Source organism: Methanosphaerula palustris E1-9c (genome assembly GCF_000021965.1).
Taxonomy (GTDB): domain Archaea; phylum Halobacteriota; class Methanomicrobia; order Methanomicrobiales; family Methanospirillaceae; genus Methanosphaerula; species Methanosphaerula palustris.
On record NC_011832.1, the window covers coordinates 1,623,017 to 1,636,650 of the forward strand.

Annotated in this window: 19 protein-coding genes; 5 read left to right on the forward strand and 14 right to left on the reverse strand. The window is 54.9% G+C overall.

Going from position 1 to position 13,634, the window contains the following annotated elements; translation table 11 throughout:
- Nucleotides 1-33 precede the first annotated feature (33 nt).
- Nucleotides 34-774, reverse strand: coding sequence for a winged helix-turn-helix domain-containing protein (locus MPAL_RS07805; RefSeq protein WP_012618208.1), 741 nt, complete (start codon nucleotides 772-774; stop codon nucleotides 34-36).
- Between the two features lie 137 nt (nucleotides 775-911).
- On the opposite strand from MPAL_RS07805, the gene MPAL_RS07810 reads away from it, so the two are divergent.
- Nucleotides 912-1,316, forward strand: coding sequence for a pyridoxamine 5'-phosphate oxidase family protein (locus tag MPAL_RS07810; RefSeq protein ID WP_012618209.1), 405 nt, complete (start codon nucleotides 912-914; stop codon nucleotides 1,314-1,316).
- 125 nt (nucleotides 1,317-1,441) lie between these two features.
- On the opposite strand, the gene MPAL_RS07815 is transcribed toward MPAL_RS07810, so the two are convergent.
- Nucleotides 1,442-2,791 (reverse strand): TolB family protein, encoded by a 1,350-nt coding sequence (locus MPAL_RS07815; protein ID WP_052292229.1) that lies wholly within the window; start codon nucleotides 2,789-2,791, stop codon nucleotides 1,442-1,444.
- Between the two features lie 328 nt (nucleotides 2,792-3,119).
- A complete protein-coding gene (locus MPAL_RS15505; RefSeq protein ID WP_095206372.1) occupies nucleotides 3,120-3,314 on the reverse strand; it encodes a hypothetical protein in 195 nt (64 codons plus the stop codon).
- 77 nt (nucleotides 3,315-3,391) lie between these two features.
- Between MPAL_RS15505 and MPAL_RS17315 the strand changes: the two genes are divergently transcribed.
- Entirely contained in the window at nucleotides 3,392-3,553 is a 162-nt protein-coding gene (locus tag MPAL_RS17315) for a cupin domain-containing protein (RefSeq protein WP_330217420.1), read from the forward strand.
- Between the two features lie 369 nt (nucleotides 3,554-3,922).
- On the opposite strand, the gene MPAL_RS07830 is transcribed toward MPAL_RS17315, so the two are convergent.
- From MPAL_RS07830 to modA, 6 genes are all read right to left on the reverse strand, one after another.
- Nucleotides 3,923-4,333 (reverse strand): hypothetical protein, encoded by a 411-nt coding sequence (locus MPAL_RS07830; protein ID WP_012618211.1) that lies wholly within the window; start codon nucleotides 4,331-4,333, stop codon nucleotides 3,923-3,925.
- 834 nt (nucleotides 4,334-5,167) lie between these two features.
- Nucleotides 5,168-5,383, reverse strand: coding sequence for a DUF3006 domain-containing protein (locus tag MPAL_RS07835; RefSeq protein ID WP_012618212.1), 216 nt, complete (start codon nucleotides 5,381-5,383; stop codon nucleotides 5,168-5,170).
- Between the two features lie 99 nt (nucleotides 5,384-5,482).
- On the reverse strand, nucleotides 5,483-6,568 hold the full coding sequence (locus MPAL_RS07840; RefSeq protein WP_012618213.1) for an ATP-binding cassette domain-containing protein: 1,086 nt from the start codon (nucleotides 6,566-6,568) through the stop codon (nucleotides 5,483-5,485).
- Nucleotides 6,558-7,331 (reverse strand): ABC transporter permease, encoded by a 774-nt coding sequence (locus tag MPAL_RS07845; RefSeq protein ID WP_012618214.1) that lies wholly within the window; start codon nucleotides 7,329-7,331, stop codon nucleotides 6,558-6,560. The genes MPAL_RS07840 and MPAL_RS07845 overlap by 11 nt, the downstream gene beginning before the upstream one ends.
- 17 nt (nucleotides 7,332-7,348) lie before the next feature.
- Nucleotides 7,349-7,849, reverse strand: a complete 501-nt coding sequence (tsaA, locus tag MPAL_RS07850; protein WP_012618215.1) for a tRNA (N6-threonylcarbamoyladenosine(37)-N6)-methyltransferase TrmO — start codon at nucleotides 7,847-7,849, stop codon at nucleotides 7,349-7,351.
- Nucleotides 7,850-7,867: 18 nt separating this feature from the next.
- Nucleotides 7,868-8,710, reverse strand: coding sequence for a molybdate ABC transporter substrate-binding protein (gene modA / locus MPAL_RS07855; protein WP_012618216.1), 843 nt, complete (start codon nucleotides 8,708-8,710; stop codon nucleotides 7,868-7,870).
- A 188-nt stretch (nucleotides 8,711-8,898) separates the two neighbouring features.
- Between modA and MPAL_RS07860 the strand changes: the two genes are divergently transcribed.
- The gene (locus MPAL_RS07860; protein ID WP_012618217.1) at nucleotides 8,899-9,108 is read left to right on the forward strand and encodes a TOBE domain-containing protein; all 210 of its coding nucleotides are present in this window, start codon (nucleotides 8,899-8,901) and stop codon (nucleotides 9,106-9,108) included.
- A 33-nt stretch (nucleotides 9,109-9,141) separates the two neighbouring features.
- On the opposite strand, the gene MPAL_RS07865 is transcribed toward MPAL_RS07860, so the two are convergent.
- The 5 genes from MPAL_RS07865 to MPAL_RS17215 form a co-directional block, all read right to left on the reverse strand.
- Nucleotides 9,142-9,429 (reverse strand): hypothetical protein, encoded by a 288-nt coding sequence (locus tag MPAL_RS07865; protein WP_012618218.1) that lies wholly within the window; start codon nucleotides 9,427-9,429, stop codon nucleotides 9,142-9,144.
- A gap of 82 nt (nucleotides 9,430-9,511) precedes the next feature.
- Nucleotides 9,512-10,393: a class I SAM-dependent methyltransferase gene (locus MPAL_RS07870; protein WP_012618219.1), complete on the reverse strand. Its 882-nt coding sequence runs from the start codon at nucleotides 10,391-10,393 to the stop codon at nucleotides 9,512-9,514.
- Between the two features lie 23 nt (nucleotides 10,394-10,416).
- Complete coding sequence (locus MPAL_RS07875) at nucleotides 10,417-10,980, reverse strand: FmdE family protein (RefSeq protein ID WP_012618220.1); 564 nt, start codon at nucleotides 10,978-10,980, stop codon at nucleotides 10,417-10,419.
- Between the two features lie 20 nt (nucleotides 10,981-11,000).
- On the reverse strand, nucleotides 11,001-11,897 hold the full coding sequence (locus tag MPAL_RS07880; RefSeq protein ID WP_012618221.1) for a class I SAM-dependent methyltransferase: 897 nt from the start codon (nucleotides 11,895-11,897) through the stop codon (nucleotides 11,001-11,003).
- Between the two features lie 148 nt (nucleotides 11,898-12,045).
- Nucleotides 12,046-12,174 (reverse strand): hypothetical protein, encoded by a 129-nt coding sequence (locus tag MPAL_RS17215; RefSeq protein ID WP_269078462.1) that lies wholly within the window; start codon nucleotides 12,172-12,174, stop codon nucleotides 12,046-12,048.
- Between the two features lie 480 nt (nucleotides 12,175-12,654).
- Here MPAL_RS17215 and MPAL_RS07890 point away from each other — a divergent pair, with 480 nt between their 5' ends.
- Nucleotides 12,655-12,834 carry a hypothetical protein gene (locus tag MPAL_RS07890; RefSeq protein WP_048145275.1) on the forward strand — a complete coding sequence of 60 codons (180 nt, stop codon included), beginning with the start codon at nucleotides 12,655-12,657 and terminating at the stop codon, nucleotides 12,832-12,834.
- Between the two features lie 46 nt (nucleotides 12,835-12,880).
- Complete coding sequence (locus tag MPAL_RS07895) at nucleotides 12,881-13,603, forward strand: metal-dependent hydrolase (protein ID WP_012618224.1); 723 nt, start codon at nucleotides 12,881-12,883, stop codon at nucleotides 13,601-13,603.
- The last annotated feature ends 31 nt before the right edge of the window (nucleotides 13,604-13,634 follow it).

The following is a 13,634-nucleotide window of genomic DNA, read 5'->3' on the forward strand; positions in this document are numbered from 1 at the left end:
TCTGATAAACTATAGCGATAAGAACGATACTCGTCATGAAAGGGATTCATACAGGGCTGCGACACCCAGAAGCGTCTGGTATCCCCGATCGGTGATGATATAGTCGCCACGTTCATGCCGCTGAAGTATCATTCCACTATCGGTCAATTTCCTGATGTGGAAGAGGAGATTTCCGGCTTTGAGGCCGGTGAGGCGTGAGAGGTCTGAGAAGGATCTGGTGCCGGTGCCAAGCGACTTGAGCATCTGGAATCGCTGCACGTTTCCAATCGGCTCGAAGATCTCCCGGACGACAACTTCCTCGGGTATGTCGGTCACTGTTCTCGCATTCGTCTTCTCCTGCCGGAGGATCCCAAGGGAGCGCATCAGGTCGAGTTGTTTATCAAAGAGTGCAGCCATATCTCCGATACAGGTGGGACACCCGGTGAACTTTCCTCTGCTCTGCAGTTCGTCGATCTTCTGCCGATAAGAGATCACCATCTCCTGCGTGATCTCTCCAGTCCTGATGTGCTCTGCGGTGGTCGAGAGGAACTCGATGAAATGAGTGAAGCACTGGTCATGCATCGGACAATCGTGCACCATCCGTTCACACAGGTCGTGCCGCGCGTCATCGATCTGATGGTCGATGAAGAGGTCTGCATATCGGCTCTGCAAATCTCTGATGATCGTATCGAGATGCTGCTGATTGGAGCGCTCGGCAAAACGGTGAAACTCGCTTCTAAATATGGAGAGTTCCTCTTTCAGGTCCTGTAGTTCTGAATTGGATGACGTGCTCAAGAGTATCGATCGCTCCTTCTCGGTGTTGCGATTGTTCTGCTTTGGTCAGCAAACTGGAGCGCAGACCCGGATAGTATAGTTTACTGACACACAGGTATATAATAACTGAGTTCCATGATCTGGTGAGGTATTGAAGAATGGTAAACCTGACACCTGAAATGAAGGACGCGCTATCGAAGATGAAGATCTCCCCGGTTGCAACAGCAGCACTGGACGGGACTCCAAACGTGGTACCGATCGGCTTCTGTCAACTGGTCAGTGACGACACGATCTGGATCGTCGACAACTTCATGAACAAGACACTGGCCAACCTCAAAGAGAATCCGAAGCTCGCTGTCTATGTATGGGGACCTGAGATCAAGGGGTGTTTCCAGATCAAGGGCACCGCAGAGATCATCACCAGCGGGAAAACCTTTGAGGACATGAAGATGATGGTCAATGAGAAGAAGCCAGGGCTGCCCGCCCGTTCACTGATCGTGATGACGATCACGGATGTCTTTGAATGTATGCCCGGCCCTGCAGCCGGCCAGAAGCTGCTCTGAGAACATCTCCTTTTTTGTAATAGATCTTCGAGAATTGTAAAGATTAGCCAGGTCAATTCATCGTCCGTTGCCATGGGACCTGGAAGGTTATAAAAAAAAGGTGTTCGGGTGCAGTTATCCAGGGATCATCTTCCCCAGTTCGGGTAACTCCGGCTGAAGGTGGAGATTCCCGTGAAACGGGTGCTACCGGAGTTCGATGCGGATTCGGTCGTAATCCCGGAGACCGTCGATGTCTGGTCCGAGAAGATCGAACTTCCCGCGGCCCCGATCACATACTGCCTCCCCTGAACGAAGTCAGAGGCAGATGGGGTGACACCCGTGACGAACGGTGATGTCCCGACCGTAATCGTCGGGGTCGGGGTCTGGACGATAGATGGTATCGGGGTGACTGAAGATGCAACACTGCCACTACCGGAGTTCTGCAGAGTGATCAGGTTGATAGCTCGGCCAACCCCCCCACTCCTCTCCAGTTCAGAGACGACATTATTTCCAGCGATGGCCGGGTTATGCTGTGCCGTGCCTGAAGAACTGATCCGGGACTCGGTCCCGTTGGTCAGGTCATACAGATAAATTCCGGAGAGGGTGTCCCGATGATCCTCCCAGACGATCCGATTGCTGTCGACTGCCGGCAGAATCTGGTCGGCCGGGTCTTTGGTCACCTGGAACTCGGTCTTTGTGGCGAGATCATAACCGTAAATATCCCAGTTTCCGTTCCGGTTGTCCTGCCAGACGACGGTGTTCCCTGATATCGCCGGATACTGCTGGTCTTTACCTGCGATGCAGATTGGGAACTCGGTCTTTGTCGCGATGTCAAAGCCATAGATATCCCAGTTCCCATTTCTGTTATCCTGCCAGACGATGGTGTTCCCTGATATCGCCGGATACTGCTGGTCCCCATCAGCGGTGCAGACTGAGAACCCGCCGCCGGTTGCGAGATCGTAGCCGTAGATATCCCAGTTTCCATTCCGGCTGTCCTGCCAGACGACGATATCCCCCGATATAGCCGGATTGGTCTGGTCAAACTCGTTGGAGCAGACGACAGATTCCGTCCCGGTCTTCAGATCATAGAGACGAATATCCCCGAATTGCCCCGTCCGCTGATCCTCCCAGACGATCCGATCCCCATCGACCGCCGGATACTCCTGAAAGGAGGGATCGGTGCTGACTGCCGTCTCCTGCTTTTGACTGAGCGTGTACTGGTAGATATCCGGGTTATTCATCCAGACGCCGTTTCGAAAGTCCTCCCAGACGACATGATCCCCGGATACGGCTGGATTACTCTGGTAACTGCTGATCTGAGGGCTGATCAGGGCTTCTGATGGTCCGGAACCGGAAGAATTTTCGGGGGCGATGGTTGCCACCCCGATCGCGGTTGTTCTCTGATTTGCCTCGAGGGTACTCCCTGCATCCACCATCAGCGGGAGACTGCAGAGGGCACAGAGGAGAATTATTATCGATATTCGCTTCATCATCATGACCTGTTCACTTCACTCGCCAGAGAAGAACCGATCCAGGGAAGGTTCCCCTAGAGCACTCCTCCGGAGAATCAGTATATGGTTCTACTCAGTCCCTCCCTGTTGAATAAGGTTCTGAACGCTGCAAAAAAAAGGGCTGAGAATAACTTAAAAACTCCCGGTAATTTTTTCAATCTCCCCTGAATACGTTTAAAACTGTCGCCGTCTCCTGTAACAAAGTGTCCCGGCGACCAGACAGACCCCGGTGCACCGGCCACAGAGATAGCACTCGCCTTCAGTTTGTCTTGTTCTGCTTCGTCGGGCTGGATGAAGCAAATGTTCACAGAATTCACGAGCTGAGCGGGGTCCCCTGCCCGTGGATGTAGTATGACGCACTCACCACACTGGCTGAGCAGGGTTCATTGAGACATGACAGGGGAGCCTGTCGATGTACCGTGCTGTCGACCCGGAGGTCGAGATCTCCTATCTGAAGTGGGACCTCGAGACAAATCTTTGAATCGCCAACCATCTCAGCCGTGGTCATCTCCCTCCAGCCAGGGAAGTCGCTCAAAAAACATGTCGCCCCTATCGACGTGCTCTTCTAGGTACTCGAAGAAACCGGTGTGGTTCGGTGACGAACGACAGGCCGTCGGTAAGGATGTAGCGGTGGAGAGTCCTGCAGGGATCGCACACCGCTGGATCAATGAGAGCGACGCCCTGTTCCGTGTTCTGGTCGTGAAGATGCTGACGATCGGGAAGGGAACAGACACGGGGCCGCTCTGACGTGGATTGAGATCGGTCGTTCCGACCTCCAATATCCCCCAGGGGCTAACCCGGGACCATCTCTTAGAGGCTCATAAAATCCAATGAGTTCCACGGTCACCTGCCTTATGCATGAAGACCCTCAAGCTGATTTCACTCTTTTTAAAATATGAGCAGGTGTCTTTCGCAGTAAAACCGATCCCACTCTGACAGTAGTTAGTCAACCATGCTCTGTTGCATAATCCTCCCATGACATCCACGCACTCCTATCCAGGTCTTGCCCGTTTATTGAGCCATTGACAGGAGGATATGATATCCCCTGAATTATTTTCGTGATCACGATTCATCAAGATCGTGGTGCTGGAAATCAGATGAGGCAAAAAAAGGGTTTTAAATCCACAGAGATGGGGGGAAGTCTTTGAGGTCCACCTCTCGATTATACGTTATTTTTTCATTGCATTCCAGGCAGGTCAGTGTTTTCTGGCCAAACGGGAAATGCATCTGAAAGAGGTCGCCCCCACAGATCGAGCAGCCCTTTGGGATGCACCGGTACCCCCTCTTCTGTCGATGTGAGGATCCATCCTTGTGTGTCTGTGTTCTGCCCCATAACTCCTTCAGCATCGCGCTCTTCGGGACGTGTTTGAGCACCTTTTCCCAATCGACTGACAGATTCCCCTCGTCTCCTTCAACGTGGGCGTACTTGACACAGACGCCGGTCTTCGTTCCGATCAATTTCACCAACAGTCCTGGATTATCCTGCTCTGTGCAGTCAGACTGTGCGATCACGATCTCGTCGTTCATCTTAACCCCTCTTTTGGTATCCTGTGTATATCCATACTTCACATAAATAAATTTGTTCGCGGGTTTGCCCAGGATATCACTGAAGAGGAGGACTGCAGCCGGCTCTCTGAGAGCCCTGCCACCGGGTCCGGCCCAGTGTAGGTGCTGGTCGGACCTGTCCCACCGTGTTGTATCGTGTCATCCAGGGAAAGTAACTGAGCCGTATCCAGAGGATTCCTCCGACATAGCCAGAACATATCTTCACATCTCTTCTGTTCATGGTGATGGAGAGGTGAATAGATATTGTAATAGCACGACTCCTTGAAAAAGGAGATGGGCTGGTTCTGGCCGGCCAACCATCCCAGACAAGGTGTTGAACAGGATGAAATCTCTGATGATTACGCGATTCAGATGCTAAGATTCAGGTGTTAATTTCAGTATGGCACTTGGTTCTCCAGTAACTCTAAAACCAGTCCCGGCTGCAGTGTCCTCAAAACACTGCAGTCGGAATCTGGACACTGTCCAGGTCCCCGTCAGGTCGGGCAGGACAGATCCCCCTCATCTTCCTGCAGACCCGACCGGGTGTGGGTGTGATATGTACCTGCAAGAGGTCCGGTGGTTCTGTTTGAGAGACCTTCAGACAGGGTATCACACTTACCTGTAGACAGCAGTGCCATAAATAATTCAAAGATACTGGTGGGTATAATCTTCTGATCAGTGGTCCATTTCCATAACCTGCAGGTCAAGGAGGAGACAGACCTGGTGTACAGATGAAGTGCCCGGGCCAGGTCAGAATGGCTGAAGGAGACGATCGCAGCGGAGGTGATCGGATGGCACAGGCGAGGACCTGCCCACTCAGAGATCCTTCTCCTTCAGCCGTTTCAGGATCTCCAGCGCCCGCTCCTCGGCCTCACGGGTGGCCGGCTCGTTCCGCTCGATCGTGATCTCAAGGATATCCCCTTCATCAAGGGGGGGCAGCAGAGCCCGTGGGATCACCAACTGTACCCGCTCGTCATCCCGGAGAAGGAGCACCGCCTGATCCTCCTCGAACCGGTCGACCGTCGCTTTCATACACCCATCACCTGCACCTGTAACATATCAGCACCTGTACCAGGTTGAAGACGCCGACTCTGATAAGGTCATCGGCCGAGGGTATGAGATTGCATCAGATCATTCCGACGTGACCGGAATCACATGCACCGCTGCTGCCTTGAACGTCGCATAGACCCCACTCCCCGGTTCAAGCAGCAGGTCCCGACAGCTCTCGCAGGTGAGGAGGGCCGTGAGCGGGAACCCCACATCCAGAACGACCCGGACCGTGCTCCCACAGGGAATAATCTCAGTAACAATCCCATAAAGGCAGTTGCGGGCGCTGGAGGCGAACGGCGCCCGTGAGAGGATCACGTCCTCGGCATGCAGGGTGGCCACCACCTCCCCGACGATATCAGAAGCGGCAGAGAACCCCGGACCCCGGGATGGTGTGATTCGGGCGAGTGTGCCGGCTCTGTCAGAATTCCCCCTGATGATGTTTCCGATCCCGAGAAACTCAGCCACGAACGTGTCCGCGGGATGCAGGAATACGTCCGGGGTCTCCCCCACCTGAACGATCCGCCCCTCCCGCATGATCGCCACCCTGTCGGCGAGCGCAAAGACATCGTCGAAATGATGGGTGATCTGGATGATGGTGGTCCCGGTGAGCCGCTGGATCCGGGAGAGTTCCCAGCGCATCCTCTCCCGTGTCCGGCCGTCGAGGGCGCTCAACGGTTCGTCGAGGAGGAGGAGCGCCGGCCTGAGCACCAGCGCCCGGGCCAGGGCGACCCGCTGCTGCTCTCCCCCGCTCAACGTGCCCGGGTACCGGCCGGCGAGGGGACGGATCTCCAGCAGGGAACACATATCTTCGACCCTCGTGTGCCGCTCGGCCGAAGGAATTTTTTTCTGGCGCAACCCGAACGCGATATTCTCCTCGACCGTCAGGTGGGGAAAGAGCATGTAGTCCTGGTAGACCATCCCGATATTCCTCAACCGCGGTTCTGTCCCGGTGATCTCCCGGCCGTCCAGGAAGATCCTCCCCGCATCCGGGGTGTGGATCCCGGCGATGGTCTCCAGGAGGACCGTCTTTCCTGCACCCGACGGACCGAGGATGACAAAATATTCGTCAGGCCGGATCTCAAAGGAGATCTCCTGTACCGAGAACTCGCCGAGCGTGACGGAGAGGGACTCGATGCGGAGGACCGGTCGTTCCCCGCTAATAGACATGCACCCCCCGGTCGACGAACTCCACCACACAGAGCGTGACGATCGAGATCAGAATCAGGATCGTGGCGGCCGCCACCGCCAGGTTCAGGTCCCCGGTCGAGATGTTGAGGTACAGGGCGATCGGCAGGGTCTCGGTCCTCATCGGCGTCGCCCCGGCCACCATCAGCACGGCCCCGAACTCCCCCATGGACTTCGACCACGTGATGACCGTGCCGGCGAGAAGACCGGAGCGGACCATCGGCAGGGTGACCTGGAGAAAGGCGCCGGCGTCGGTGCAGCCGAGGGTCTTTGCCACATATTCATAGCGGGGGTTCACGGCGGCGAAGGCTGACCGCAGGATCCGGATCATGTAGGGGATGTTCACGAAGACCTCGGCGACGATGATCCCGAGCGGAGTGAAGATCACCCCAAACCCGGCGTCCTCCAGCGCCCTGCCCCACGGGGTCGTGCCGAAAAAGAGGAGGAGGGCGATGCCGGCCACCAGCGGCGGGAGCGTCAGGGGAAGGGTCAGGGCCAGGGTCGCGATCCGTTTCCCCGGGAACTGATACCGGGCGAGTGCATACGCAGCCGGGATGGCGAACGCGGTGCAGATGACCGTCGAGATGACGCTGGTGCCGAGGCTGAGCAGGATCGCGAATCGGATCTCAGGACTCGCCAGGGATGCAGCGAGCGCCGGCAACGGGGAGTACAGAAAGAGGCCCAGGAGAATTGCGCTGATACCGAAAAAAATGAGATACGTGAGGGAGAGGAAGAGCCTTCGCATCAGGGATCATCCAGAGATTACCGGGACTGCTGACGGACCAGATCCTGCTGGGCGCGAATGCTCGTCTCGCGGATCCTCTCGATATGCTGCGCCGATACCCAGCCGGTGACGGCATCGGGGATACTGTCGAAGGCCGGCACATAGGGTTTGATGTCGAGGATCGGGGTGCCTTCGAGAAGGTCGAGACCCGTGACACGGAGGGTTCCGTCATCGACCCCGGTGAGGGCGACGTAGGAGATCCCGATCGGATTAGGGCGATTGAAATGGCGTGATGCGAAGATGCCGTGGTAGACCACCCCGTCCGATAAGGGCTTCTCAAGCAGGGCACATCGCTCTGCGCAGTTAAAATGGGAGAGGAGGATCAGGTGGGAGAACCCCTCGATACTGTTGAGCCCTTCCTGGAACTCAGGAAAGACCTCGATGGTCCCCTCTGCCTGTGAGAAGGTGCTCTGGAACGGGGGAGCTCCTGCGGTCTGAAACGGTGAATGGGCGATGCCGATGGGTGTGAACTCTGTCATGGTGAACCTCTTTTTTCCTTATGGCTTGACGTTTGCGTATACCGGGTCCGGGTAGGTGGGGAACCCGTCCTTCGCAAAGATGGCCTTTCCTTCATCCGACGCCACGAAGTCCACGAACTTCTGGGCACTCGCCTGGTTCTTCGTAAAGGTCGTCACCCCGATCGGCACGACCAGCACCTCGTTATCACTGACCGGGATCGAGATGGCATCCATCGTCTCAGGGTTGATCTGGTCGAGGGTGAGGAGGGCTGCATCCGCCTGGCCGGTGTTCATGATCACGGTCAGCTCGTTGATGGTCGGTGTGCGGGTGACGACATTCTTCTCGACGGCCTGGGTGATGTTGAACTTTGTGAACATTTTATCACCAGCCTTACCGATGGCCGTGGCATTGACATCACCGAGCGCGATCTTCAGGCCGGGCTTTGCGAAATCCTTGATGGTGGTGATGTTCTTCGGATTTCCCTTCTGCACAGCGATCACCGGGACATGATAGCCGATCAGCTGGGATGTATTGACCAGACTCTGGTTCTTTGCGGTGCTGAATTCGACCGTCGACCCGGGGATGAAGACGTCACCTATGTGTGTCAGGTTCATCTGGGAGACGAGTGTACCGCCACCGCCATAGGTGTACTGGACGTCGATTCCGTACTTCTGGGTGAACACCGTTCCGATCTCGTCCATCGGGGTTTTGAGTCCCGCGCCGGCGTACACGAGGAGACTCCCCTGCGAAGCCCCGGTGGTATTGTTTATCGCCACGGTGCTGTTGGGCGTACTCCCCGACAGGGTGGATGTACACCCTGCAATGAGGAGGGATCCTGCAATGAGGAAGAGGATCATAAAACCAAGAAGTTTATTTTTCATAGTTTATAATATGCAAATGTAAAATATATGTGTTGTTAAACTGATCGGGAAGAGGTGAGATGAAAGATCCGAACAGGGATGAATTATGAACCCTCTTCCCTATATCTCTTCAATTAGCATGATATGGGATTCATTCCGCGTGAATACAATTAAATAGATCCAGCATCCATTGACCCGTGGAGTGAATCATGAAGATCAGCGCACGAAACCAGATTGCAGGAACAGTAAAGTCGATCAAGAAAGGTCCAGTGAGCACAGAGGTTGTGATCACCATCGCCGGAGGGAATGAACTCGTCTCATCGATCACCACGACCTCTGCAGAGAACATGAATCTGAAGGAAGGATCGAAGGTTTTTGCGGTCATAAAAGCATCAGAAGTGATGGTTGGAACCGATTAAACCCTCTCTTTTCATTATTCCGGACGTCGGATCCTAATCGAACCGGCTCGCAAGCAAAGCATCGAGATACTCCGAGGGATAGGCCCCCTTGTCCGGGTTGAACCAGACCTCGACCTGCTTCTCGCCGATGAGTGCATGAATCTCAAGAAGACCGTACTTCTGAATGATATTCACCGGGCCAGCTGCTGTCTCCCGCACATACAGGTCCTCGTTCCCTAAAAACGAGTCGATGTCCTCTCTGGTCACCGGGCGGGAGAGACGGTAGAGACGACGCTGCCAGCCGGGATTGGGTGGGATCGGGTTTTGAAAGGGGGATGTCATGGTTCACGCTCTTTTTTTGGAGGGGAGAATTGCGGATACAGAACTCTGTCCCTGTTCAGATATATCCTTGTGTTGATGGTATCTACGCAGTTCCATCTCCACCATTCCACCAGATATGGGCACTGAACGATCGCCCCCCAAACGAAAAACCGTCACCGGATCGATGGAGGTGTTCCCCGAAATAGGAGAGCAGCACCTGTTCCTGTTCCGGGGTCGAGCAGTTCAGGCGCTGGAAATAATCCTGTGCGGCCGCTTCAACAGAAGAGAAGAACGTCGGTCTCTTCGCCTCGACCGTGAGGTTCGCATGAATTCCCATTTCATATAACACCTGCCAGAGACAGTCCGCCAGCGGTTCTCCGGGATACACGCCCCCATGGAGAGCCGGCCAGAGGTCTATGCTTATTCGGTCCCAGGCTGGGGGCGTCAGAAACCAGAAGAGATGGACGGTGCCGGTGCAGGAGGCCTGCATCTTCTCCAGGGCTTCTCCGATATCCGGCATCGAGAGGGCATACCCGTCGATCACGGCGTCGAACGGACCATCCAGCTCCTGCAGGGATACGTCCTCCCAGCGTTTTGGAATAACCCGGATGCCGGATACTCCTGCTTCACACTCATTCTCCGCCAATCCCTCCCGCATCATCGGAGATGGTTCGACGACCGTGACCCGGCATCCCCGGGCGGCCAGCGGAACCGCGAGGGTTCCGGTCCCTCCCCCGATATCGAGCACCCGAGAGCCGGCAGATATCTTCATGAAGTCGAGGTGCGACCTGATCTTCTCCTGCCACGCCGCCGTCTTCCGGCTCTTCAGGTACAGTTCGAGAACATTCTGTTTGTTCTTCCAGTAGGAATGGGAGGTTCTGTACTTCGGTGCCGCCAACAGGGCGAGTTTCTTCTGCCGCCAGAGATCCCTCCAGTATCGGGAATGGGAGAACGGGGGAACGCAGCCGGGGATGATGGGAGTCATTGGAGTTCGAATGGCGTTATCCTCTACGATTCCAGCACAGTATAATACGACGTGATCCCGCAGTTCTTGCAGAGAACCTTTCCGTCGACGACGATATGCCGGTTGTCCATGACCTGTTCCCCGCAGACACTGCACGTCGCTTTCTCCCGGGGAAAGCCCGGGATATCGTCTTCGGGAACGGAGATCTGCACCCTCTCGATCTTCAGGATCTCCGACTCGGGGATCTCTCCGAGGAGTTTGATCACGTCCTTTGGGTCCAGCTGGTCGTGCTGTGCACGGTTCTTCTCCTGGACAGCAACACGGACTGCTTTGCCGGTTCCGATGTCGACGAAGGTCGCTGCAAATTTGCCGTAGTCGATGTGTTTGAGATTCCGATGGCCCAGCGAGCACCCGGTGATCGCCTGCACGGCATCAGCCCCGCATCGATCGATCTCCAGGTAGACGATCAGATTGCGGTTGTTTTCGTGGGGATCCATCCCCAGTTCCCGCAACCCTGCAATGGCCAGCCGTGTTCCAAGAACGATACCCGGGCAGACATGCCCGTGAAATTCCTTTGCCTTGTTGAATAATTCTTCATACTCACTCATATTTTCACCCTGTATCTTCGTTATACGGTGCTCCACCAGAGGTGTGCACCCAGTGTTCCGTCCCCGAGGACAAGGGCGTCCCCGTCCTGCCGAAGCATCGTCTGGAAATAGTTCCGAACCGTCTCCTCCTGGGCAGGTGTCGTGCAGTTCAGACGCTGCAGGAACTCTTCGACGGCTTCATCCACATTCGCATACCGTGACGGGGGAAAACGGGTGTCCACCTGCAGATTTGCATAGATCTCCATCTCATACAGGACCTGCCAGAGCCAGTCCGCAGTCGGTTCCCCGGGGAAGATGCCACCGTGCAGAAACGGCCACAGGTCCCTGTTGACCTGAACCCATGCCGGCGGTAGCAGGAACCAGAAGAGGTGCACCGTTCCCCGGCAGCAGGCATTCATCTTCTCGAGGGCCTCCCCGATATCCATCATCGTCAGGGAATAGGATGCGATGACGGCATCGAATGGCTCACCCAGTTCGCCGACCCGGACATCCTCCCAGCGTTTGGGGATGACGACAAGATTCTCGATCTTCTCTTCCTGTATCCGGGCCTCCAGCAGTTCCCGCATCACCGGCGAGGGTTCGACCACGGTCACCTTACAACCGCGGGCTGCGAGCGGGATGGCGTAGGTGCCCGGTCCGGCTCCGATATCCAGAACACGCGAACCGTCCGGAATGCTCATCGAATCCAACCGGGTCCGGGTGATCTCGTCATGATTGGTATTCCCTTTCGTGTATACCGTATGAACCTTCTTTTTGTTCCCCCAGAACTGTCGGGAGTTGCCATAATTCGGTACTGCACAATGGGCAAGTTTCAGCTGGCGCCATTGCTCTCTCCAAAAAAACCGGTCGATGGGATGCGGGGAATCTCCCGGGTTGTCAGAAGAAGCCGGGGTACAATGCAATGGTGAATTGTTCATGGAGAGAGATCTTTATTTCCTAGTTATTAAAGTAAAGTTTTAAACAGAATTCTGGCGAGAACTCAGATTGTGCTTCTTCTGGCAGGTCAGATCTCCCCTACCGTCCGGGCCGAACGGTCGACAGATGCCAGCGACACCGGATGCACGATCACGCCAACGAACTGTTCAGACGGTCTTTCCCGAACCAGGCCTCCCCCTCATAGATCAGCGAACCGGTCGGGACCCCGTTCTTCTTGGTCATGACATTGGAAGAGACCATGTCGGACGGTGAATCCACAGGAAGCCCCACATCGATCCCGGTAGACGGGGTGATATTCTGTGAGGGTGATGATGCCGAAGATTTTTCACCGGCGCAACCAGAAAAGGCACACAGAGTTATCAGGAGGGTAAGACTCAGGAACAATAACGAAATCCCCTATAACAAAATCCCCTGAATCTCTGGAAATAATCTGGATCTATTCATACTATAGTCTCCACCATTCAGAGATCAACATCACAGTTTTGTTGAGCATTTTTAGTAACAATTTACGCTTTTTTGGGATATTTAAACTATAATCTATTTACTCAATGCGCCATAAGGTCAATTTCAGATGCAAAAAAAAACGAGGTTTTTCCTGAACCAAGTTTCCGAGAGAGTACCAGAGTGGTTCATATTTGTTAATCTATTGAAGTTAATTTGAAAATAAATCAATTATAATTATAAATAGTCCAACAACCAACCAGATGATGATACACCATGGGTGCTATTCACGAAATCATGCAGCCATTTGCTGGACGGGACCTGCATACATCGGTCCCCGACCTTGATGGGTGGGAGACCGACATCCTGGATTCTTCTGGTAAACCCGGAGTCTCCACACCAGGCAGGGCTTCAGTGCTCCTGTTTATCAGTTTTCTTATGATCGGGACATTTGCAACCCTGCTCATCGTCTGGTAACGAGACGAGGATCAGTAATCAGTACATACTCCAGGAAAAAGAGATCATGATCACCCGTCACCATATCAGTCTCGCATGCGGGGGGATGCTCATCCTGTACCTGCCCCTGATCGCGGGAAACCCAATTCTGCTTCCAGTGGTCGGTTCCGGGGTCTGTGTCGGCGCCGTTCTGCCGGACATTCAGATGAAGCGGCCCCGGCGGTTCAACGCATTATCCCCAATCTGGCTTCTGATCCAGATCTTCAAGAAGACCGTGCTGCGTCTCTACATCTCCCTCTGTGAACGGTTCCTGGGGGTGCAGACAGAGGCTGAAGACAAACGGCTGACCCACTCCCTTCCAGGCCTCTTCTTCCTGACCGGCTTTATCGCGTGCTGCGTCCTCCTGATCATGGGGCTGTTCCCACTCAGTCCGGAACTCCATTACCTGAGAGTATTCTCTGCCGGCATCATCGTCGGCCTGCTCTTCCACTTCTTTGAGGATCTCTGCACCAAGAAGGGGTTGTGCCTCATGTACCCCTTCAACGAGACCTGCCGGATCTCCGGGAGTATCCGACCCTGCAACAAAGAGGATTTCCGTATCCGGCACTTCCATATCATGACCGGCGTCACGATTGTCGCAATATTCCTGCTCTACTGCACAGGACTCTGCCCGGACGACCTGAAGTGGCCGGTGAGTATCGGAGCCCTGGCCGCCTGTGCGGTTATGATGCTGCACGATGCAGAGGTCAGGATGACCGTAACGCCTAGAGGGGATCGGCATCACAACTAAGACCGGGAGATCCAGTGCGGTCGCCCATATT

Excerpts from the sequence above, each read along its gene's own strand:
- MPAL_RS07810 (WP_012618209.1), top strand. The coding sequence starts at position 912 with ATGGTAAACCTGACACCTGAAATGAAGGACGCGCTATCGAAGATGAAG.
- MPAL_RS07815 (WP_052292229.1), bottom strand. The coding sequence starts at position 2,791 with ATGATGATGAAGCGAATATCGATAATAATTCTCCTCTGTGCCCTCTGC.
- MPAL_RS15505 (WP_095206372.1), bottom strand. The coding sequence starts at position 3,314 with ATGACCACGGCTGAGATGGTTGGCGATTCAAAGATTTGTCTCGAGGTC.
- MPAL_RS07830 (WP_012618211.1), bottom strand. The coding sequence starts at position 4,333 with ATGAACGACGAGATCGTGATCGCACAGTCTGACTGCACAGAGCAGGAT.
- MPAL_RS07835 (WP_012618212.1), bottom strand. The coding sequence starts at position 5,383 with ATGAAAGCGACGGTCGACCGGTTCGAGGAGGATCAGGCGGTGCTCCTT.
- MPAL_RS07840 (WP_012618213.1), bottom strand. The coding sequence starts at position 6,568 with ATGTCTATTAGCGGGGAACGACCGGTCCTCCGCATCGAGTCCCTCTCC.
- MPAL_RS07845 (WP_012618214.1), bottom strand. The coding sequence starts at position 7,331 with ATGCGAAGGCTCTTCCTCTCCCTCACGTATCTCATTTTTTTCGGTATC.
- tsaA (WP_012618215.1), bottom strand. The coding sequence starts at position 7,849 with ATGACAGAGTTCACACCCATCGGCATCGCCCATTCACCGTTTCAGACC.
- modA (WP_012618216.1), bottom strand. The coding sequence starts at position 8,710 with ATGAAAAATAAACTTCTTGGTTTTATGATCCTCTTCCTCATTGCAGGA.
- MPAL_RS07860 (WP_012618217.1), top strand. The coding sequence starts at position 8,899 with ATGAAGATCAGCGCACGAAACCAGATTGCAGGAACAGTAAAGTCGATC.
- MPAL_RS07865 (WP_012618218.1), bottom strand. The coding sequence starts at position 9,429 with ATGACATCCCCCTTTCAAAACCCGATCCCACCCAATCCCGGCTGGCAG.
- MPAL_RS07870 (WP_012618219.1), bottom strand. The coding sequence starts at position 10,393 with ATGACTCCCATCATCCCCGGCTGCGTTCCCCCGTTCTCCCATTCCCGA.
- MPAL_RS07875 (WP_012618220.1), bottom strand. The coding sequence starts at position 10,980 with ATGAGTGAGTATGAAGAATTATTCAACAAGGCAAAGGAATTTCACGGG.
- MPAL_RS07880 (WP_012618221.1), bottom strand. The coding sequence starts at position 11,897 with ATGAACAATTCACCATTGCATTGTACCCCGGCTTCTTCTGACAACCCG.
- MPAL_RS07890 (WP_048145275.1), top strand. The coding sequence starts at position 12,655 with ATGCAGCCATTTGCTGGACGGGACCTGCATACATCGGTCCCCGACCTT.
- MPAL_RS07895 (WP_012618224.1), top strand. The coding sequence starts at position 12,881 with ATGATCACCCGTCACCATATCAGTCTCGCATGCGGGGGGATGCTCATC.